Raw genomic sequence first — 21126 nt, 5'->3', positions numbered from 1 at the left:
TTGATTCTCCCGGGCATGGCTCGCGGGACGGCTCCAGCGCTACTCAGTGGCCCGCGGTCGTCACCCGTCTCGCATCACTCACCCCGGGAGCTGTCCCATGAGAAAGCTGTCCTCCACCCGCTGGTCTCCGCTGCGCACCCTGCGCGCCGTTACCCTTGGCTTTGCCCTCGTCGCCGCTGGCTGCGAGGGAGACGCAGGCCCTCAAGGCGAGCAAGGTCCTCAGGGCGCGCCTGGCACGGACGCCACCGTTGACCCTTCGCTCGGCACTGCCGACAAGGCGTTTGCCGGCATCGGCGGAAAGGCCGCTGTCCAAGGCCTGCAGAACTTCGAGCTCACCGTCTCCGGCCAGGCCTACACCGCCGGCGAGGGCTTCCGTCCGTCGGATCCCCCGCTGATGGGCAGCACCTCCAATGGCACCACCATCAGCTATGACGTCGCGGGCAACAAGCTGGCCATCCACCACAAGCGCACCCTGACGCTCTTCTTCCCCCTCCAGCAGGACTTCAAGGAGATCGTCAACGGCAACGACGGCTTCCTGGACGGCACCGAGAGCCTCTTCGGCGCACCCGGTGGCCCGCTGCTCTCGGACCGCACCGCCGCCATCCGCCGCCAGCAGCGGTTCCTCAACCCGCACCTCATCCTCAAGGACATCGCCGCCAACCCGAGCATCGCCACCGACGGCGGCTCGGCCCTGCTCGACGGCAGCCTCCACAACCTGCTGGTGGTCAGTGACTCCGTCCACCCCATCACCCTCTATGTGAACGCGAAGACGGGCAAGCTCGCCAAGCTCTCCACCTTGGAGAACGAGCCGCTCCACCGCGACGTCCCCGTCGAGGTCTTCTATGAGGGCTGGGAGACCACCTCCAGCGGCCTGCTCTTCCCCAAGAACGTCTACATGGGCGTGGATGGGCACCTCGTCTCCAGCGAGACGCGCAAGACGGTGACGGTCAACGGCACCCTGGCCGCCTCGCTCTTCCAGCTCCCCTCGGGCACCAACCTGCCGCCCTACAATGCCGAGGACGCGGCGCGCGGCGCCTCCCAGCACGTCTTCCACCAGGTCTTCGCCTCCTTCGGCATCCCGCTGGACGGCGTGGACCTCACCACGAGTGAGACAGTGCTGACTCCGGGCGTGCACTACCTCCGGGGCTACTCGCACAACACCCTCGTCGTGGAGCAGGCCAACGGCATCGTGGTCCTCGAGGCGCCGCTCTACCCCGAGCGCAGTGACGCGATCATCAACTGGATCAAGGCGAAGTTCCCCAACAAGCCCATCACCCACGTGCTGGCCACGCACCACCACAGCGACCACGCGGGCGGCCTGCGCTCCTACGTCGCTCAGGGCACCAAGGTCGTCGCGCACGAGTCCCTCACCAGCTTCTACCAGGAGCTGTTCCGCGCGCCGTCCACCCTCCGCCCGGACGCCCTGGCCCAGAAGCCCACTGCGCCCACCATCGTCCCCGTGGCCATCGGCACCCCGCTGCGCCTCGACGACGCCTCGCACCCGGTCGTCGCGTACAACCTGCCCAACACCCACGCGGCGGACATGCTGTTGTTCTACCTGCCCAACGACAAGATCGCCTTCGCCTCGGACCTCTTCAACCCGGGCCAGGGCGGCTTCGGCAACGGCCCCAAGGAGCTCTACACCGCCATCAAGACCACCTACAGCCTGGATGTCACCACCGTGACGGGTGGCCACGGCAACACGAGTTCCTTGGCCGATCTGCAGCAGGCCGCGGGCATGTAGGGCTCGCTCGCCGCGACTGAGCGGACTCCGGTGCCCACATCGGCTCTTTTCCGCTGATCAGAGAAGAGCCACACCGGCCCTGGACGCTGGGAGCTTGCTCGCTCCTGGTGTTCTGGGGCCGGTTCGTTTCGGGTGGGAGGCGCGTGGTAGCGTTCGCCTCATCATGCGGCGCTCGCAACCCACCGGTATGGATGTGCTGGCAGACGTGCTCTCCTCCACCCAGATCGGCGGGACGGTGTTCGCCCGGTCCGAGCTCCCTGCTCCCTGGGGCATGCTCTTCGAGCCCGCCTCTCGCGCCGGGCTCCACATCGTCGCGAAGGGCTCGTGCTGGCTGCGCACCAAGGGCCGCGAGCCCCTGCACCTCGCGCAGGGAGACGTCGTCCTGCTGCCCCACGGCGCCGGGCACAGCCTCACCAGCGCGCCCAACGTCCAGCCGATGCCCTTCCCGAAGATGCTCGCGCGGTGCCAGGTCTCCCAGGGCCCGCATGGCATGAGCCTGAGCCTGGAGGGAAAGGGCCCCTCCACCGTGCTCCTGTGCGGCGCCTATCGCTTCGAGCACGACGGCGTCCACCCGCTGCTCTCGCTGCTGCCGTCCGTGATTCACCTCCGCGCGGATGCGGGCGTCATGTCCGGACCGCTGGAGGCCGTGCTCCGGTTGCTGGTGGCCGAGTACACCCAGCCCGGCCCTGGCACCGTCACCGTCACCGCGCGCCTGGTGGATGTGCTCTTCATCCACATCATCCGCGGCTGGCTGGAGCAGCAGCCCGAGGGCAGTGCTGGGTGGCTCGGCGCAGTGAGGGATGCGCAGGTGGGCCGTGCGCTGGCGCTGATGCACGGAGAGCCCCGAAGGGACTGGACGGTGGAGTCGCTCGCGGCCGAGGTGGCCTGCTCTCGCGCCACCTTCTCGCGGCGCTTCCGCGAGCTGGTGGGAGAGCCTCCGCTCGTCTACCTCACGCGCCTGCGCATGGATGTGGCCGCGCGCCTGATGCGAGACGGGGAGCTGTCCCTGGCCGTCATCGCCGAGCGCGTGGGCTACGCCTCCGAGTTCGCCTTCAATCGCACCTTCCACCGCGTCCGCGGCGTGCCCCCCGGGCGCTACCGCGAGCAGATGCGCGAGGCCTTGGAGGCGGTGGTGGTGCCTCCAGAGGAGGCGGCTCGGGGGCTCGGGAGGGCCCGGCGGGGGCTGGGAGAGCGTGGCCGGGCGGCGCGAAGCGCCCGTTTCTCCGAGTAGGAGAAGGTGTTCACCAGCGGATGTCAGACCGGGACGTTAGCTTGCCGCTCGCAGGGTTGTTTCGCGTCCCGGTGTCCAACCCCTCCGTTCCGGGTCGCGGGCCGCACTTGGGTCTCCTCACCTGAGTGCGGCTTTTTTTTGCCCTCAAAAGACCCGTGGGCCCGGTGCCCACCTCGGCTCCGCGCCCACGTGCCTTTCCCGTCCTTGTCGAGCGGTCCGAGGCTTGGGCCTCGGGGCCTTTACGGAAGGAACCTGTGGATCATACCCAGAATACGGGTGCCTTTCATGATCCTTTTGGCTACCTCAGGTTTTCCGAGGGCTTAGCCTTGCTCCCTCGCGCGAGGCGCCAACGCTTACAGGGTAGGCACTGCACTCTGAGTGGGAATCGTCCTTCGAGGAACAGCCCCAGGGCTCGGCTGGCCGCTCGTCCCGAGTGGATCAGCGATCAAAAGCCCGTCTTGCGGATGTAGTCCGCGCGCTCCTTGCGCGTCATGTTCGTCACATCCACCAGATCCACCTCGAGCGCACCCTCGTTGTCCGTCAGGCGCGTGTCGGGGAAGGTGCAGCGCAGCGTCTCGAGGTCATCGAGCGTGTAGCGCTTGCCCGTCTCGAGGATGCGGTGCGTGGGCCGCGAGGTGGGGCTGCCGTCGTGGTGCATGCACAGCGCTCGGCGGATGCGGCCCTTGCTGTCCTTGCGCAGCTCCGCGAAGTCGTCGCGCACGGTGAAGAGGTAGGTGGACTTCGGGTTGAGCCCGTGCAGCCACACCTGGTGCTCGGCCTTGAGCCAGAGGGCGTGCTTCTGCGGGTCGAAGGTGAGGTAGCGCGGTGGCTTCCACTTGGACTCGTTGAGCTGGACGCGGACGGTGCCGCGGTTGTCGCTCAGTGGCGTCTCGTCGATGGCGAAGACGTACATCTTCCGCGCGCCCTTGATGGTACGGGGCGAGCCGCTGAGCAGCCCGAAGGAGTCATCCACGGACATCTCCCCCTCCAGGAAGTAGGCCAGCGTGCTGGAGGTGCCGCCGTCCTCTCTGTAGGCCGCGCCTCCATCGGTGCGCACGGTGTAGGCGACGTTCGGGTTCAGGTCGATCGCCGCGGGTGAGTACTCGGAGATGGGGAAGGCGTTGTACGCGGTGCGCAGCACCAACAGCCGCGTGGGGTAGACCACCTCGTGGAAGTCGAGATCCTTGTCGCCGGAGGCCGCGGTGGGAGCAGGAGTGCCCGCCTCTGGGGTGGCCGCACTCGGGGTGCTCGGAGCCGTGGCCGTGACGGTCGCGGGCGGAGGCTTGGGTGGGGGCGGCGGCTCCGAGACTTCGCGCTTCAGCTCCGCGACGACCGGCGGATCATTGTAGCCGTCCGGGGTGAAGCGCTTGGTCCACGCCAGGTGGCCGGGAAGGGTGAGCACCAGGGTGTTGGCCTCGTTGATGACGAAGCCGTAGACAGGCTTCGGCGTCTTGCCCACCTCCTGGCCGTTGAGCTTGATGGTGGCGCCCTCGGGCCTCGAGGTGACCAGGATCTTCGTGGTGGGCGCGACGTACTCGTCCTCTTTGGGACGCAGCAGCACGAAGAGGACCAGCACGGCCACGATGCCGAAGATGCCCAGGCTGATGTTGCGCACCAGCTTCTGGGTCCGTGCCGTGCGCTCCGCTTCCTCCTGGGCCTTGTGGACGCGGAACTCGGCGGCCGGATCGACATTCCTCCGAGGCGCCGCGGCGGTGGCGGCAGCCTGGAGGCGGGTGGCCTGGGGATCCAACGCGGGAACGCTGGGCGCCGTGCGGTCCGTGAGCGCCCGATCCACGGGCATGACGAGTGACGGCAGGCTCTCGGCTGGCGTCGCGTCATCGTGCTCTGCGGGAGGGGGCTCGTCCGGAATGGAAGGGGCTGGGCGCTCACCCGTGACCCGGCGCATGCCCCCGCCGGGGTTGGTGGAGCGGCGAAGGCCTCCGGTGGGCACTCGCCGCGTGCCCGTGGTCGATACCCCCACGCTCCCCGAGGCGGGACGCGCGCCGCCATCACTCGGAGGCTTGGCGCCCCCTCCGGTGGCCGGACGCTGCCCCGTGCCTCGCCCCGAGCTCGAGGGCCTGCCACTGCTGGACTGGCGGCCTCCCGCCGCCGAGGGCGTGCGAGGGCGGCCCGAAGAGGAGGAGGGCCCCGGGTTCTGCCACGAGGAGAGCTGATCCGCGAAGGTGGGCGGCAGCTCCACCTTGCGGCCCTCGGCGGTCAGCTCCTCGGTGAACAGGTGCGCCACGAGCTGTGCCAGCATCGACGGTGTGAAGCGCGGGTTGTCCCGGTAGAGCAGCTCCACCAGGGCCTCGCTGAGCTCCTTGGCTGTCTGGTAGCGGTCCTCGCGGCGCAGCGCCAGGGCCCGGGCGATGACGTCCTCCAGCTCCGGGCTGATGGCGGGGTTCACCTGCGAGGGCGGCGTGTAGTCGCTCGCGAGGATGCGCGGCAGCACGGTGACGAACTCGCCGTCATACGGGCGCCTGCCACACACGGCCTCGTAGAGCACCACGCCCGCGGCGTACACGTCCGTGCGCGCGTCGAGGTCCTGCCGCCCCTGGGCTTGCTCGGGAGAGAAGTACGGGTACTTGCCCTTCACCACCCCCGGCGACGTCTTCTGCTCCACCATGCTGGTGGCCTTGGCGATGCCGAAGTCGATGACTTTGACTTCCCCCTCATACGAGAGGAGGACGTTGTCCGGCGACACATCGCGGTGGACCAGGCCCAGCGGCTGTCCGTCGTCTCCGATGTGGCGGTGCGCGTAGTCCAGCCCGTCGCACAGCTTGCTGACGATGTGCAGCGCCAGGGGGATGGGGAAGAAGCCCATGCCGGTCTTGGCCGCCTTGCGCAGCACCTTGGACAGCGGCTGCCCGTGCACGAGCTCCAGGGCGATGAAGTACTGGCCGTTGACTTCACCGAAGTCGAAGACCTGGGCGATGTTCCCGTGCGTCAGCTGCGCGGCCACCCTGGCCTCGCTGACGAACATCTCGATGAAGCCCGGATCGTCCGCGAAGTGGGGGAGGATCTGCTTGATGACGCACGGCTTGGTGACGCCTGCGGCACCCGTCATGCGGGCTCGGTACGTCACCGCCATGCCGCCCGCAGCCAGCTTGGACAGCAGAACGTACTTGCCGAATTCCTGTGGGCCGGGAGCCGCCAAGGTGCAGAAGGGGGAGGTAGGGTGACCGCAGCATACCTGGATTCGGTTTGGAAATCCGGAAGTAGGGCCCGCGGACCGGGGGTTGACCTGATCCGGGGTTTGCTCCCTCAATGGGACTTCCAGGAAGGACACGAGGAGAGGCCATGGCAGACCCAGATAAGTCCCTGCTCCTAAAGGTAGGAGTGGTGTTGCTCCTGGTGGGAGGGCCCGGGGTGGGGAGGGCCGAGGACCTGTCAGGTGCGGCCCCCTCCGAGCCTGTCGTGGAGACGGTGGCGTCCGATGCGCCTCGGGCGCGACCCGGGCTGGCGCCGCTCCCCGGGAGCTCCGAGGGCTCGCTGGTGGGAACGCCTTCGCCAGGGCCTGCCGAGCTCGGGCCGGCCCGCCCAGGCTTCCAGGTGTTCCCGGTGGTGGCCTCGGTGGTGCCCGGGCTGCTGTTGCATGGGATGGGGCCGCTGGCGGCGGGCGACACGCGGACCGCGGGGCGGCTCTTCGCCATGGAAGGGACGGGGCTGGGGCTGCTGCTCGTGGGCGGAGCGCCCATCGCCCTGACGGGGGCATCCCGGCGCGTCGTGGGCCCGCTGTACACGGTGTGTCTGGCGGGCGCGGGCCTCTTCTCTCTGTCCGCGATGGCCAACCTCTACTCCACGGTGTCCCCCGCGTTTACGCCTGGTTGGGCCGCGTCCTCCTTGCCGCCGCTGGAACTGGACTTCGGCTACCAGCACGTGAGCGATCCGAACTTCGACTACCGCCACTTTCTGGCGCTGGGGGCCACCGCGCGGCTGGAGTCGGTGCGGCTGGAGGGCTCCGCGCGGCTGTCTCCTGGCGATGGCAACTCGCGGTTGCGGGTGGGAGGTGCGTACCGGGTGCTCGGCGCGCCGGAGCGGGCCCGGGGCGGAGACGATGGCACAGCGGTGGATGTGGAGGCCGCGGCCATCTACCACCGCTTCCCCACCGAGGGCTTCTTCATGGGCAGCGCCGAGGTGGGCCTGCGAGGCCGGTACGCCATGGCGCGGATGAGCCCCCGGCTCGAGGGCTCCTTCGCCGAGGTGAGCGCGGGCCTGGCCTTCCAGGGCTACGGCTACTTCGGCCCTCCCTCCGACGATGCGCTGCACCAGCAGCTGCTCTTCACGTTCGGCTATGGGGTGTACCTGGGGCGCGCGGGGCCGCTGCGCGGGGAGGCGCTCCTTTATTACGACCACCGCAAGGATGACTATGCCGGCGGCCTGAAGGTGGGCGCGGGAGTGCCGGGGCACTTCGGCCTGCGCGGCCGTGTGCTGCTGAGCGAGCACTGGGGCGTGTCCGCGGATGTGCAGGCGGGCTCGGCCTATGTGGCGCGGCTGTCGGCGGTGTACGCGCTGGGAGGTGAGCCGTGAGGCGTCTGGGGTGGTTGCTGGTGCTGCTGCCGCTGGCCGGGTGCGTGCGGCCCGCGGAGGGGCGTGCGCTGAAGGATCTGGAGATTGGCCGCGCCGAGAGCGGAGGGCTCTCTCTGGTGGTGGAGGACGGGCTGGCGGCGGTGCGAGGCCTGGAGCCTGGCGCGCTGACGTTGTGGGGCAACGCGCCCGTGTTGCGCCTGCGGGCCACGGCCCAGGCCGGCGCGCCCGAGTGGTGGACGCTGGTGGTGCGCAACGCCATGCCGGACGCGGTGCTGTCAGCGGAGGCGGGCAGCGAGCCGCTGGAGGTGGAGCCGGGGCCCTCGATGGTGCCGACGGTGAAGACGTGGCGCGTCCACCTCCGGGCTGGCCGCGAGGTGCGTCTCACGGTGGCACCACCGGACTGGGACCAGCCCAAGCCCTACCGGTTCGCCGCGCTGGCGGACGTGCAGGAGGCGCTCCCGAAGGTGGGGGACATCTACGCGCGGATGAACGAGGACCCGTCGCTGCGCTTCATCGTCTTCTCGGGGGACCTGACGGAGACGGGCAGCCGCGAGCAGCTGGAGGAGTTCCAGCTGCGGCAGGAGGCCTCACGCATTCCGCTGTACGCCACGCTGGGCAACCACGAGACGTTCACGGTGGGAGTGCCGTACCACGAGCTCGTCGGGCGGGGCAGCCAGCACTTCACCTTCCAGGGCGTGCACTTCTCGCTGCTGGACACAGGCAACGGCACGTTGGATCCCACGGTGGAGGAGCAGTTCGACGGGTGGTTGGCGGACGGTGAGGACGCGGTGCACGTGGTGGGCATGCACATCGCTCCGCTGGATCCGGTGGGGGTGCGCAACGGCTCGTTCTCCAGCCGCAACGAGGCCGCCGCACTGGTGGGCAAGATGTCGCGGGCCGGGGTGGACCTGACCCTCTATGGTCACGTCCACTCGTACTACGCGTTCTCGAACGCGGGCATCCCCGCCTACATCTCCGGCGGAGGTGGCGCCATCCCGGAGACGTTCGATGGGGTGGGGCGGCACTACCTCGCGGTGGATGTGGACCCTGCCAAGGGAGTGCAAGACGTGGCGGTGGTGCGCGTAGACTGAGGCCATGGAATCGGCGCTGACCCTCCAGGCCCGGATGAAGCGCTGCCGCCCGGAGCACACGTTGACGGGGTTCTTCTTCCAAGGAGCCCTGGAGCACGTGGAGCGGCTCATTGGTGGCGAGGTGGTCGCGGAGATTCGCTCGCAGGTGCCGTGCACCCAGGAGGCGCTCCTGCCGGTGCTGTCATACCCGGCCTCCGACTACTTGCGTCTGCTGCAGCTGGCCAGCCAGGCCCTGATGGCGCGAGGGCGCAGCTTCGAGGCGGCCATGGAGGCGCTGGGGTACGGCGCGGCGGATGGCCTGTTCGCCTGGTCCACCGGGCAGATGGTGCTCGCCGCCGCCGAGAAGGATCCGCACGCGGGGCTCGCCGAGGTGCCGGGCGTGTCTCGGATGATCACCTCGTTCGGCGAGCGCGAGTACCAGCGCGTGGCCGACAACCATGGGCGGTTCATCTTCCGGGGGGAGCTGCCGGGGCCTGCTTGGATGCTCGGTATGTTCCGGGCGGGCATCGAGCGAATCAAAGGGTGCCAGGCCACGCTCGAGGTGGATCCGAGCACCTTCGTGCCTTACCTGGATTTCACGGTGGACGTGCGCTGGTGAGCGCGGGGACGCCGCTGGCGGTCAGCGAGTGGAAACGCGCCCGGGCCGATTTGTAGGCCTCGGGAAAGAGCCTCTTGAAATGGGACTGAACATCTGTGCAGATGGAGGGCCCTACCTCGGAGGTAACCCATGTTCGATCCATCTGGCAATGACCCCATCTCCCCTGCGCTGCAGGACCTGCTGAAGCTGTTTGGCCAGGAGCTGGCCACGGTGAAGTTCCCAGAGCTCGACCGTGCGGTGCTGGAGGAGGCGGCGGAGCGGGTGAAGGACAAGGCGGCGGAGCTGGCGCAGGCGCAGGCGGCACTGGAGGCGGCGCGCCAGGCGCTCTACGAGAGCCAGGAGGCACTGTTGCAGAAGGGCCAGCGGGCCCTGGCCTACGCGCGCATCTTCGCCGAGGAGGACGCGGAGCTGAGCGCGAAGCTGGACAGCATCAGCCTGCCGCGGCCGGTGCGCAAGGCGCTGCGGGCGGAGGGGGCACCGGTGCTGGAGGCTCCCTCGGCTCAGGGCGAGGAGAACGCGCCGCGCCGCCGGGGCCGTCCGCCGAAGGCTCGCACCAGCGCGCCGCTGTTCGCGGAAGGTGCCTCGCCCGAGCTCATCGCCGCCGTCGAGGCCGAGTCCGCCAACGGCACGCTGCACACGGCCTGATCGCCGGAGCCACTGGGAAGCAGGGCCTCGGGCCCGGAGTGCTGAGGCTCAGTGCTCCAAGTCCTGGGGACCTGGGGAGGGGGGAGTGCCCGCCGGAGGAAGGGCGGGCTGGTACGGCTCGGCGGAGAACTCGCTGGCGCGGTAGGCCTTCGTCTGGTGCGCCTCCTCTATCGGGACACCCGGGTCGTACTGGCTCGAGTTCTCGTCGTTGCGCGTGAGCAGCACCTGTCGCACGCGGTACGGGCCATCAATGCCCGCGTCGTGCAGCACCTTGCCGAACACCTCCAAGGTGATGTGGCCGCGTCCGGCGAGCAGCTCGTCCGTCTGCCGCACCCAGGCGATGGGTTGCTGGTTCGGGCCGAAGATCTGCGCCATCAGCGTGAACTTCCCGGCCTCCTCCACCTCCACCTCCGCCTCCAGGTCGAGATGGCCCTGGCGGATGAAGTCCCGCCACTGGTCCGTCAGCTTCGCGCGAGGCCCTCGCGAGTAGACGAGCATCGAGGGAATGACCTGCGTCCCCTTGCCGGGCCCCTCCACGCTGCCCTCGATGAGAACCTGTCCGAGCAGCAGCTTCTGTTGCTCGGCGGTGGGCTGGAGCGTGGCCGTGTATTGCAAGTCCCCCGCCTTGGCGTCCGAGCCCGTGCCGTCATCCTTCACTGGCACCTGGATCCACGGCTGCGCGGCGTTGGCCTGGGAACGCACGCGCACTCGGGGAGAGGGCAGCGGCTGGCGTTGGCCCTGCGCGTCGATCATCTCCAGCAGGACGGCGATCGGCATGGGCGTCACCACGTTGTAGCGCAGCGGCTGGATGCGCAGCTGGTGGGCGTCATCCACGGGGATGGACTCCCAGTCCGTCGTGCCGGGGAAGAGCTCCTCCGTGAGAACCTGCGTCGTCGGGGGCAGCTCGAGCGGAGGCGCCTCTGGAGGTGTGGCCAGCGTTGTTCCCGGAGGCAGTGGATCCAACGAAGCCGCTGGCTGGCTGACGGGAGGTGGGGGCGGTCTCGGCGCTTGGGCCACCTCGGGTACCGGAGCCCCGGCTGCGTCACCCGGAGGGGAGACCGGCTTCGGGCTGCGAGGCCACATCAAGGCCCCGAGCACGGCCACCACGGCCACCATCGCCGCCGCCGCCCCCAGTCCGCGCTGTTTCTTCTCTTCCTCCGCCATGGTCCCCTGGGGCTTGAAGCGCGTCCATTTGGCATGGCTTTTGGGGGCACGTCCAGTCAGGGGGGAGACGGGCGCTCAGCCCCCAAGGTGGGCCTCCGTGAAGCGGTGAGCCGTGACCCGGCATTGAATCCTGGACAGTTCGCTGCCGCCGACACGTTGCCATCGCAAAGGTGCATACACACCGTCACGGCGCCCACCGCGCCAATCTGGGCACACAGGAGCCAGACCATGAAGACGCACTCGTCCACGGAGCCACAGAAGGCTGCCCGGTGGTCCATTGCCTCGCCGGGCACGGATGCTGTCTTTCACTGGGACTATGACGGGGGTCGCAACCGGCTGCTCGCCCTCTACGAGAAGGGCAAGACGAAGCAGTGGGACGCCAACACGCGGCTGGACTGGTCGCAGGATGTGGATCCAGAGAACCCGCTCGGCTTCCCGGATGAGTACGTGGTGCTCTACGGCTCGGCCATCTGGGAGCGCATGGACGCGAAGGAGCGGGGCCTGGTGCGCCGCCACCTGGACTGCTGGCGCTTCTCCCAGTTCCTGCATGGCGAGCAGGGCGCGCTGGTGTGCGCTTCACGCATCGTCCAGGTGGTGCCGGACCTGGACGCCAAGTTCTACGCCGCCACGCAGGTGTTCGACGAGGCGCGTCACGTGGAGGTGTTCTCGCGCTACCTCCGAGAGAAGCTGCACATCATCTACCCCATCAACCCGAACCTGCAGACGCTGCTGGGGCAGGCGCTCGGGGACGCGCGCTGGGACATGACGTACCTGGCCATGCAGGTGCTCATCGAGGGGCTGGCGTTGGCGGCCTTCGGGCTGATCCGGGACCTGGCCACCGAGCCGCTGGGGCGCTCGTTGACGGCATACGTGATGCAAGACGAGGCGCGGCATGTGGCCTTCGGGCGGCTGGCGCTCAAGGACCTGTATCCACGGCTGACGGAGAAGGAGCGGGACGAGCGGGAGGAGTTCGCCGTGGAGGCCTGCTACCTGATGCGGGACCGCTTCCTGGGGCAGGAGGTCTTCGAGAAGCTGGGGCTGGATGTGCCGGCCTGCGCGGAGCACATGCGGACCTCCGAGATCATGCAGCAGTACCAGCGGATGCTGTTCACGCGCATCGTGCCCACGCTGAAGGACATCGGGCTGTGGGGTCCGCGCCTGCGGAGTGCCTTCGCGGACATGGGGGTGCTGGAGTTCGGCGAGCTGGACACCCGGGAGCAGGGCCAGGCGGACGAGGACGTGGCGCTGGAGATGGAGCGGCTGCGCGAGGCGAGGGATGCCTACGTGGCGGGCGTCAGTGCCCAGTCGCAGGAGGCCGCCTACTGAAGTCCTGGGGCAGCCGGGGGGAAACGGCGGAGACGTTCGGATTCGCGGCCCGGCGCGACTGCCACGTTGTCCACAGCATCAGGGAGGTAAAGACGAGCGCGTAGGGCCGCCAGAGCAGCACCTGGCGCGCGGTCTCCGCGCCGAGGACGGTGTCCGAGGTGAGGACACCCGTGAGGCCCGCGAGCGCGAGGAGCGCGAGGCCTCCGCGTGTCCGGGCCTCCGCGGTGGTGCGAAGCAAGGGCCACGCCATGACGAAGTTGGCTCGCCAGGCGAGCGGGGAGAGCAGCGTCACACCGAGGCAGCACAGGGCAAGCAGCTCCACCGCTCCCGCGCGGCTCCAGAGCACCACGGCGGCGAAGATCGCGAGCGCGATCCCTTGCGCCAGGGTGAGGGCCGAGCCGGTGGGCTCGGTGTCCGCAGGCCAGACGAGCGAGAGGAGCAGCGTGGGAAGCCCTTGCGGGTTGTGCCCGAGCGCCCAGGGCGGCGTGGTGCGAGCGAGCGTCTCCATCCAGGACTGGGTCTGCACCCACAGCCCTTCAAACCCATACCGGGCGACGGAGGGCACCGCGAGCAGGAGCCCGACGCCGATGCTCGCCGGGAGCACGCGCCAGTGCCGCCGGGCGAGCAGGAAGAGGGCCAGGAGCACTGCGGGAGGCTTGAGGAGGACGGCCAGGGCCCAGGCGGCGGCAGGACCCCAGGTGTGGCCCCGCTCGGCGCCCACGGCGGCCAGGGCGAGCAGGAGCAGCATCACCCCATCCACCTGTGCATAGAAGAGCTCGAGGTGGAAGGCGGGCAGCAGCGCCAGCGTGGCAAGCGCGGGGGCCCACGGCCAGGGAGCGCGCTCTCGGGGAGCAGGCTCCGCGCGCGAGGCGAGCCGGGCCAGGGCTCCGAGTGCCACCACCGCGCCCAGGTTCCAGAGCGCCGCCGCGGCCCGTGCGGGCAGGAGCGTGAAGGGGAGGAACAGGGGCGCCGTCAACGGCGCATATTTGAACGGCATCGGGCCATCGCTGACGGGGTAGAGGTCGGCGCCTGCGAGGAAGCGCTCGGCGGCGAGCAGGTACACCCGGAAGTCCAAGCCGCGCCGGGGATGCTGCCCCAGCGCCACCGCCAGCACGGCGAGCCCCAGCAGCAGCGCGAGGAATGCCCACTCGGGAACAGTGGAGGTGGAGCGGACCTCGGAGGCTGGGGCGTTGGAGGTGGCCATGCCACCGTGAGGGCTCATCCCGGCCCCAGCCACTGGCTTGCGCTATCGATGAGCCGGGAGATGTCCTCGAGCTCGACCTTCGTGAGCTGGGAGATGAGGGGAACGAAGACGAGGTGGGCGGCGAAGAGGGCCAGGAAGGCCCAGCCCCAGCGCTTGCGGTGGACTCCGGCGATGGCGCGGACGCAGTAGATGAGCGCCACCCAGTTGGCCACCATGAGCGGCCAGGGGTACGCGTTGTGCTGGTACAGGCGCGTGATGAATCCCACCTTGAGCTCGTAGAGCGGCAGGGAGCCGGTGATCAGCACGAGGAGCCCACTGATCAGCCACGCGCCCGCCTGCAGCAGGACCACGGGCCCCATGAAGGTGTAGATGAACGCGGCGAGGGTGGCACTGAGGGGGGCGCGGCTGCCGCTCAGCCGCATGACGGCGTGGGTGGGCAGGGACAGCGTCAGGAAGACGAGCTCCACGCCCAGCGGTGTCTTCAGCACGGACGTGAGGTTCTGGGCCTCCAGCGCCGGCCCGAGCAGGTACTGCTCGCCGAGGTGGCGCGCGGTGATGATCAGCAGGAAGCCCAGGCCCAGGAAATGCAGCGGGTTGAGCACCTCACGCTGGCCCGTGGCCCACTCCTCCATGGCGCGCCCGGGCCGGACGAGCAGCGTGAAGGCATGGCGGAAGTAGTCCAGTCCACGGGTTTTGTACTTGTGCCAGCTCTCCCCGACCCAATCGGGAGTGCCATCGGCCGTGACGGCGCGAGGCTCGGCGGCGGCCGGGACGGGGACCACGCGGGGTGCGGCATCAGCGGAGGGTGGTGAGCCCTCCCGAGCCTCTGCGGGGACAGCTTCAGCGTTCGTCGTCGCGGCCATGGAGCACAGCATGCTTCAGGAGGCCCGGGAGAGGTAAGCCCACCCCGGCTCGGGAGAGGGCCGGGAGCGCTCAGAGACCGTAGGCCTCCAGGAGCCGCAGCCACACCTCGCTCACCGTTGGGAAGGACGGCACTGCGTGCCAGAGAGTGTCCAGGGGCACTTCGCCCGCCACGGCGACGGTGGCCGCGTGCAGCAACTCGCCCACGCCGGGACCCGTGAAGGTCGCGCCCACGATGACGCGCCGGGACTCATCCACCACCAGCTTCGCCGTGCCGCCGAGCCCCTTGCCCAGCAGCGCCGTGCCCGCCACATCGCCTACCGCGTACTGCACCGCGCGGACGCGCAGCCCCTGCTTGAGGGCCTGCGCTTCGGTGAGCCCCACGGAAGCCACCTGGGGGTGCGTGAAGATGACCTGGGGTGTCGCCTTGGCATCCGCCCAGGCCCGGACCTCCCGGCCCGCGATGTGGTCCCCCGCGAGCCTCGCCTGGTACTTGCCCATGTGCGTGAGGAGGTTGCGTCCATTGACGTCCCCGCACGCGTAGAGCCACCCGCCCTCCACGCCCTTGGCGCGCAGCTGGTCGTCCACCTCCACGGGCTTGCCCGGTGTGAGGCCCACGGTCTCCAACCCCACCTCCGCGGTGTTCGCCACGCGGCCCATCGCCACCAGCAGCTCGTCCGCCTGGAGCGTGCCACCCGAGGAGAGCGTCACCGTCACCTCCCCCCGCCCTCCGGGCCTGTGAACGCGCGAGGCCTCCGTGCCCAGGAGCACCGTGATGCCGCTCTCGCGCAGCGCCTTCTCCACCTCCTCGCCCACGAACGGCTCGTAGCGGGAGAGCAGCCGTGGGCCTCGCTGCACCAGCGTCACCTCCGAGCCCAAGGAGCGCCACGCCTGCGACAGCTCCACGGCCACCACCCCTCCGCCGAGCACCACCAGGCGCCGTGGCACCTCCTTCGCGGCCGTCCCGCCCCGGTTGTCCCAGGGCCGTGCTTCCTTCAAGCCGGGAAGCTCCGGCAGGCGCGGGCGGCTCCCCGTGGCGAGGACCACGGCCTTACGTGCCGTCAGCTCGCGTGTGCCTCCCTGTCCCTCGACGCGCACGGTGCGCGGCCCGCTCAGCCGCGCGTGGCCGCGTACCACGTGGAGGTGGGCGCCCTCGGCCCACTTCAGCTGCGAGTCGTCCTTATAACCACTGACCATGGCGTCGCGGCGGCGGAGCACCTCGCGCGGGTTCAGTGCTCCCTGCACGGACGCGCTCAGGCCGGGTGCGTGGCGCGCGAGCCACTGGGCCTCGGCGGGCCGAAGCAGCGCCTTGCTGGGGATGCACGCCCAGTAGGAGCACTCGCCCCCGAGCAGCTCCCGCTCCACGAGCGCCACCGAGAGAGGCGGGTTCTGGCCCGCCGCCGCGCGTGCGGCCGCGTTCTCGCCCGCGGGGCCTCCGCCGATGACCACCACATCGAACGCATCCGCCATGTGCTGTCCCTCCCGTGTCTTCCCCCTGAGTACGCTGACCGTGGGGCCTCGCCAAGGCACGAGGGTGCCTCTGCGCAGCGGTCGACAGACGCCTCATCCTTCGGGCAGTTCCGTCACCCGGAGCGCCTGCCGCCGTCTCCGTCAGCCTCTGACGTGAGGCGCGTCCGGGCCGTTGACTCGGACAGGGTGCGGTGGCACCGTGTCCGCACTGGATCGCGCTTCAACCTGCGCGGCGGGAGGTGTGCCATGGGGACTGTGCAAAACGGTGTCTCGGGTCGCTCCACGCTGACGTTCGCCTGACCGGGCGCGCTCCGCTCCCTCGCTGAAGTCGAGACGAACGGGCCTGCCGCCTCCGGCGCGCGGGCGTCTGCACGGGGCTCTGTCGAGCTGACTTTGGCCGACGTGTCTCTCGCGTGCTCCGTGTCCGGAGCCGCCGGGGACGCGTGCGGCCTGACGGGAACCGTTCGTCCAAATGACTTCTTCCAAGCATAGCCGTAGCCACGCAGAAATCGAGTCCATTCCCGCGCGTCACCTGCGCGTTCAATCCCTCTTGTTCCAGGAGGTGTCCCGCCTCTTCCGTGGAGAGCTGACGGATCCGTTGCTCGAAGGCGTCTCCGTGACGTCGATCGAGCTCACGCCGGATGGGCGCAACGCCCGTCTCGGCTTCACCCTCCCTCCCGAGCTCGCGCACCTCGGGCCTGCTCCGGTCGAGGAGGCCCTCAAGCGCGCGAGTGGATTCATCCGCTCCCAGCTCGCGATGGGGCTGGACCTGAAGCGCGTGCCGCACCTGCGCTTCGTCTACGTGGGAGTGTCCCAGGAGTCCGCCTGGGACGAAGAGTCCGAGGAAGGGGGTGAGGCATGATGCCGCGCCTCCTCGAGAGCCCACCGGGCGCCGTCCCCATCCTCGCCTGGGCCCGCGCAGTGCCGGCGGGCGCGGTGAAACAGCTGCAGCACATCGCCAGCCAGCCCTATGTCGTCGAGCACGTGGCCGCCATGCCGGACGTTCACGTGGCCGAGGGCGTCGCCGTGGGCACCGTCTTCGCCACCGAGCGTCACATCGTCCCTGGAGCGCTCGGGGGAGATCTCGGCTGTGGGGTGAGCGCCGTGCGCTTCGACTACCCCGCCTCCGCGCTCGATCGAGCGGAGCTCACGCGCCTCCTCACCGCGTTCTCCCGGGCCGTGCCTGTGGGAGACGCGGTGCACCGAGGCCGAGGGTTGCCGCTGCCGCCCGAGCTCGAAGCCGCACAGCTCTCCACCCACCGCCTCCAGCGCGAGTGGGAGCGGCTGGCGCCCCGGCACCTGGGGACGCTGGGCGGAGGCAACCACTTCCTGGAGCTGGACCGTGACGCGGGAGGAGACCTCTGGCTGCTCCTGCACACGGGCTCGCGCGGGGTGGGCGCTGCCATTGCGGCTCACCACGTGCGGGGGGCCCAGGTCCAAGGACAGGGCTCGCTGCCCGGCCTGAGCACGGATACACCCGAGGGCGCCGCCTGCCTCGCCGACACCGAGCTGGCGTGCCGCTTCGCCCGTGCCAACCGCGACGCGCTCCTGTCACGCGCGGCAGCGGTGCTCGCCGAGGCGCTCGGACGAGAACCCGAGCCGGACTCCCGCGTGGACGTGCAACACAACCACGTCGCCGCCGAGCACCACTTCGGCCGCACGTTGCTGGTCCACCGCAAGGGAGCCATCGGACTGGCCCCCGGACAGCGAGGCCTCATCCCCGGCAGCATGGGGACGGCCTCGTACCTCGTCGCCGGGAGGGGAGAGCTCCGGGCCTTCTGCTCGTGCTCACATGGGGCGGGCCGGGTGATGACGCGCAAGGAGGCTCGGGCGTCCATCCGTCCGGCGGCGCTGGAGCACGCCCTCCGCCGGGTGGTGTTCGACACGGGCCGCGTGGCCACCCTGGTCGAGGAGGCCCCCGCCGCCTACCGCGACATCACCGAAGTCCTCGAGGACGAGGAGGAACTCGTGACGCCGGTGCGGCGGCTCACCCCCATCGCGGTCCTCAAGGGCTGAAAGGGGCCGGGCCGGGGCAGCCAGCGAGCCTGGCTGCCCGCTCGGGAGGGGGTGGGGTGTGCTCCATTGAACGCCCCGTGTAGGCGCACGGTCAGTCCCCACACCCTCCGTTCGTGTTGATCCTTTGCGAGAGAAGTTTCCGCGTTCCCGAGGATGGCCTACAATCCACCCCGGACAACGCAAACTTGCTGGGGCGTCGTCTAATGGCAGGACATCAGACTTTGACTCTGAGTATCAAGGTTCGAATCCTTGCGCCCCAGTCACCTCGCTCTCGGATGGTGTGTCTCCGCCACCGGTGATGCGCGCAAAGGACGGTGGTGCGGATGCCCCAGAAGCTCCTCCTCCTGGCCTCCCTGGGCGGACCGCCCCCCACGCTGCTGAAGGATCTCGAGGAGCCGCTCGCCACCCACCTGGGCCTCTCGGCCGTGGTGAGCAAGGCCGTCCTGTCCCGCCCGGACTACGCCTTCAACAAGGACCGCGCCCAGTACCACTGCAACGCCATCCTGCGCCGGCTGGTGACGCTGCTGGAGCCTGGCCAGGCCATGGTGCTCGGCGTCACGGATGTGGATTTATTCGTGCCGGACTCGCCCTTCGTGTTCGGTGAGGCAGACCGCGAGGCCCATGCCGCCGTGGTGAGCACCGCGAAGCTGCGTGCCGGCGTGAGCGCGGACCAGCTCCGGCGGCGCGTGCAGGTGGAGGCCGTGAATCAGGTGGGGCACTTGCTGGGCCTGTCCTACTGCGAGGACTCCCGCTGCGTGATGTTCCTCGCCCAATCTCCCGGGGACATCGATCGCAAGCAGCAGGGACTGTGCAATCCCTGCCGCAACGAGCTGGCCAAGCTTCGCCGGTAGGTTTTCCTGCGGCAGTGAATGCCACGCGCGCGTTGACGTCCAAGGGACGTGTGCCCAGAGTGTGGGCGCCTACGCAATGAGTGGAACAGGGAGCCTATGAAGCGCATGAGTCGGATTGTCGGCGCGCTGGTGCTGGTCGCGGGCCTCGCGGCGTGTGAGCCCATCGATATCGATGACGGCGGTGGCGGCGGCGGCGGCGGGAACGTGCTGTTCACCAAGGGCTTCGTCTTCGTGCGCGAGGACCGCAACGTCTACGTGGTGGACGACAAGGGCGACGCCAACAGCCCGAAGCGGCTCACCACTGGCGGTGGGGCCTCCAACCCCGCGGTGGCGCGCAGCGGGCGCAGCGTCGTCTACGTGCAGCAGACGGGCTCCGGCTTCGAACTGCGCACGGTGGCCACGACGGGCACCGGCCAGCCCTCCACGGTGCTCGCCTCCGGAACCGGATGCGGGGGATGCACCAACTTCCGCTACCCCACCTTCAACCCCACGGGCACCGTCATCGTCTTCGCGTTCAACAACGGCGCGGGCAACTTCGCGCTGGGCAAGGTGAACACGGACGGCAGCGGCTTCCAGGCGCTCACCAAGCAGCCCAGCACCTCCTTCGGTGCGCCCTCGTTCTTCCCGGATGGGCAGAGTGTGCTGGCGCCCTCGGGCTCCACCAGCAACCAGCTCAGCCAGCTCTCACGAGTGAGCCTCACCGGCACCGTCACGGTGATTGCCAACAACCTGGGCAACGAGGTGCTGTGGGTCCTCAACCGCGCCGTGGTCTCTCCGAATGGCCAGCAGTTCGCGCTGGATGGGCGCCTGTCCTCGGGCGGCTCGCGCATCTTCGTGGGGCCGCTGAGCCCCTACAGCGCGCCCACCAAGGTGACGGACCACCAGGGTGAGCCGGGCGCGCAGGACACCTTCCCCAGCTGGATGAGCACCACCCAGGTGGGCTTCCTCTCCACCGCGGGTGGCGGGCAGAACATCTACAGCGTCACGCTCCCCACCACGACGCTGGGTGGCGGCACGCTGCTGATCCCCAGCGCGGGCGAGCCGGACTACGGCGGGCAGTAGACAGGCAGGCGCACCGGGCCCTGGCGCCCGGTGGGAGAAGGCGCGATGCTCCGGCCCGGAGGTAGCTGATGTCCCTCTTCGATGCCGTGATGGCCGGTGATGCCGCCCGCGTGGAGGCGCTGCTCGACGCGGGGGAGGACCCCAATCCCCTGGGCGACCGCGGCCGTACGCCCCTGATGATGGCCGCCGAGGCAGGCAACGAGCGCATCGTTCGCTCCCTGCTGGCCAGCGGCGCCGAGCCCATCCTCACCGACGACGTGGGCGAGACGGCCCTGGTGATCGCCGCCGCCCATGGCCACCCGGGAGTGGTCAAGCTGCTCATGCCCCACGCGCGCGAGGACGAGCGCGACCTCGCCCAGCAGCTGCTGCGGAACTCCGGCAGCAACCCCTTCGAGGTGGCCCCCGGGCCTCCCCCCGAGCCCAAGAAGGACGAGGGCTTCCTGAACAGCGAGCGGCGCCGCAAGCTCGCCGAGGTGGGCGCCAAGGTGTCCAGCAAGCTCGGAGACGACGGTCCCACCCAGCGGCTGGCCCGGCTGTTCCGCGCGGAGAAGAATCGCAAGTAGCGCGGGCTCGCACCGTCCGCACCGGGCGCTGGAGCGGCTCGATATATCCGCCACCCCGGTGCGTTCTCGCCGTGCTGGGGGCTGGCGGGCTTCAACCGGATGGAGCTGACAGGCACGCCCCTGAACCTGGGTTCTGGAGGGAGTCGCCATGAGTTCCTGTGTCGTTCGTTGGGGCCTGACGCTGAGCGTCATGGTGGCCCTGAGTGGCTGTGCCTCGGAGCGTCATCGCCAGGCGCTCTACGAGCAGGCGCACCGGCATGTGTACGCGCAGCCCATCGAGAAGGTGTGGCCGCAGGTGGTCAGCCTCGTGGCGGCGTCGGGCTACCCGCCTCGCAAGGGCGGAGACGCGTTCATCCTCGTCTCCGAGTGGCGCAACGACACCATGGACTCGCGCGTGGTCAGCTCCTCGTCGCGCATCTACGCCGAGGGCTACCGCGTCGACAGCAACAGCTGCTTCGTGCGCATCTTCCGGCAGTCGATCTTCACGGGGGACAAGGGAGCCATGAGCGCGCGTGAGAACTCCCTGGCGAGCAGCATCACGGTGGGTGGCGCGGGAGACGCCTCCCCGTTCGCCGAGGACCCCATCAAGCTCAACCAGTTCCTCGGAACCTCGGCGGACCACACGCCCCTCACCCGGGCGCCCGCGCAGATGACCCGCAGCTTCAGCCGGGACGGCGAGCTGGAGTGGAAGCTGCTCCAGTACCTGGACGAGGCCAAGGCCCAGGCCATCGAGGCCCGCATCACCGAGCTGGAGAAGCAGTAGCTCCAGC

Annotated in this window: 18 protein-coding genes and 1 tRNA gene; 14 read left to right on the top strand and 5 right to left on the bottom strand. The window is 69.7% G+C overall.

Annotated elements, in window-relative coordinates; translation table 11 throughout:
- Positions 1-97 precede the first annotated feature (97 nt).
- Positions 98-1744 (top strand): MBL fold metallo-hydrolase, encoded by a 1647-nt coding sequence (locus DB31_RS17530; RefSeq protein ID WP_044188971.1) that lies wholly within the window; start codon positions 98-100, stop codon positions 1742-1744.
- 163 nt (positions 1745-1907) lie between these two features.
- A complete protein-coding gene (locus DB31_RS17525; protein ID WP_052420039.1) occupies positions 1908-2975 on the top strand; it encodes an AraC family transcriptional regulator in 1068 nt (355 codons plus the stop codon).
- A 445-nt stretch (positions 2976-3420) separates the two neighbouring features.
- On the opposite strand, the gene DB31_RS17520 is transcribed toward DB31_RS17525, so the two are convergent.
- The gene (locus tag DB31_RS17520; RefSeq protein ID WP_044188967.1) at positions 3421-6132 is read right to left on the bottom strand and encodes a serine/threonine-protein kinase; all 2712 of its coding nucleotides are present in this window, start codon (positions 6130-6132) and stop codon (positions 3421-3423) included.
- Between the two features lie 143 nt (positions 6133-6275).
- On the opposite strand from DB31_RS17520, the gene DB31_RS17515 reads away from it, so the two are divergent.
- The 4 genes from DB31_RS17515 (at position 6276) to DB31_RS17500 (ending at position 9839) form a co-directional block, all read left to right on the top strand.
- On the top strand, positions 6276-7505 hold the full coding sequence (locus DB31_RS17515; protein ID WP_075306038.1) for a hypothetical protein: 1230 nt from the start codon (positions 6276-6278) through the stop codon (positions 7503-7505).
- The gene (locus tag DB31_RS17510) at positions 7502-8596 is read left to right on the top strand and encodes a metallophosphoesterase family protein (RefSeq protein ID WP_044188964.1); all 1095 of its coding nucleotides are present in this window, start codon (positions 7502-7504) and stop codon (positions 8594-8596) included. Before DB31_RS17515 ends, DB31_RS17510 begins: the two co-directional genes overlap by 4 nt.
- 4 nt (positions 8597-8600) lie before the next feature.
- A complete protein-coding gene (locus DB31_RS17505) occupies positions 8601-9194 on the top strand; it encodes a TIGR02265 family protein (RefSeq protein ID WP_044188961.1) in 594 nt (197 codons plus the stop codon).
- A gap of 129 nt (positions 9195-9323) precedes the next feature.
- Complete coding sequence (locus DB31_RS17500) at positions 9324-9839, top strand: hypothetical protein (protein WP_044188957.1); 516 nt, start codon at positions 9324-9326, stop codon at positions 9837-9839.
- A 48-nt stretch (positions 9840-9887) separates the two neighbouring features.
- Here DB31_RS17500 and DB31_RS17495 read toward each other — a convergent pair whose 3' ends face one another.
- On the bottom strand, positions 9888-11003 hold the full coding sequence (locus tag DB31_RS17495) for a DUF4785 family immunoglobulin-like domain-containing protein (RefSeq protein WP_044188956.1): 1116 nt from the start codon (positions 11001-11003) through the stop codon (positions 9888-9890).
- 228 nt (positions 11004-11231) lie between these two features.
- On the opposite strand from DB31_RS17495, the gene DB31_RS17490 reads away from it, so the two are divergent.
- On the top strand, positions 11232-12329 hold the full coding sequence (locus DB31_RS17490; RefSeq protein WP_044188954.1) for a ferritin-like domain-containing protein: 1098 nt from the start codon (positions 11232-11234) through the stop codon (positions 12327-12329).
- Here DB31_RS17490 and DB31_RS17485 read toward each other — a convergent pair.
- The 3 genes from DB31_RS17485 to DB31_RS17475 form a co-directional block, all read right to left on the bottom strand.
- A complete protein-coding gene (locus tag DB31_RS17485) occupies positions 12298-13551 on the bottom strand; it encodes a glycosyltransferase family 87 protein (RefSeq protein WP_157232028.1) in 1254 nt (417 codons plus the stop codon). The two genes, DB31_RS17490 and DB31_RS17485, sit on opposite strands and share 32 nt — an antisense overlap.
- A complete protein-coding gene (locus DB31_RS17480; RefSeq protein WP_044188950.1) occupies positions 13548-14315 on the bottom strand; it encodes a hypothetical protein in 768 nt (255 codons plus the stop codon). The genes DB31_RS17485 and DB31_RS17480 overlap by 4 nt, the downstream gene beginning before the upstream one ends.
- A 151-nt stretch (positions 14316-14466) precedes the next feature.
- Complete coding sequence (locus DB31_RS17475) at positions 14467-15864, bottom strand: dihydrolipoyl dehydrogenase family protein (RefSeq protein WP_044188949.1); 1398 nt, start codon at positions 15862-15864, stop codon at positions 14467-14469.
- 472 nt (positions 15865-16336) lie between these two features.
- Between DB31_RS17475 and DB31_RS17470 the strand changes: the two genes are divergently transcribed.
- From DB31_RS17470 to DB31_RS17440, 7 genes are all read left to right on the top strand, one after another.
- Positions 16337-16726 carry a ribosome-binding factor A gene (locus DB31_RS17470; protein ID WP_044188947.1) on the top strand — a complete coding sequence of 130 codons (390 nt, stop codon included), beginning with the start codon at positions 16337-16339 and terminating at the stop codon, positions 16724-16726.
- Positions 16723-17880: an RtcB family protein gene (locus DB31_RS17465; protein ID WP_044188944.1), complete on the top strand. Its 1158-nt coding sequence runs from the start codon at positions 16723-16725 to the stop codon at positions 17878-17880. The genes DB31_RS17470 and DB31_RS17465 overlap by 4 nt, the downstream gene beginning before the upstream one ends.
- Positions 17881-18069: 189 nt before the next feature.
- A tRNA-Gln gene (locus DB31_RS17460) sits at positions 18070-18140 on the top strand.
- 63 nt (positions 18141-18203) lie between these two features.
- Positions 18204-18731, top strand: a complete 528-nt coding sequence (locus DB31_RS17455) for a non-proteolytic archaemetzincin-like protein (RefSeq protein WP_044188942.1) — start codon at positions 18204-18206, stop codon at positions 18729-18731.
- Positions 18732-18836: 105 nt separating this feature from the next.
- Positions 18837-19793, top strand: coding sequence for a TolB family protein (locus DB31_RS17450; protein ID WP_240486742.1), 957 nt, complete (start codon positions 18837-18839; stop codon positions 19791-19793).
- 68 nt (positions 19794-19861) lie between these two features.
- On the top strand, positions 19862-20356 hold the full coding sequence (locus DB31_RS17445) for an ankyrin repeat domain-containing protein (RefSeq protein ID WP_044188936.1): 495 nt from the start codon (positions 19862-19864) through the stop codon (positions 20354-20356).
- Between the two features lie 148 nt (positions 20357-20504).
- The gene (locus DB31_RS17440; RefSeq protein ID WP_044188933.1) at positions 20505-21119 is read left to right on the top strand and encodes a hypothetical protein; all 615 of its coding nucleotides are present in this window, start codon (positions 20505-20507) and stop codon (positions 21117-21119) included.
- Positions 21120-21126: the final 7 nt, after the last annotated feature.

The sequence above is a fragment of the Hyalangium minutum genome, assembly GCF_000737315.1.
Classification (GTDB): Bacteria; Myxococcota; Myxococcia; order Myxococcales; family Myxococcaceae; genus Hyalangium; species Hyalangium minutum.
The sequence above is the reverse complement of the archived record's forward strand: the minus strand, read 5'-3'. Positions and strand labels throughout refer to the sequence as shown.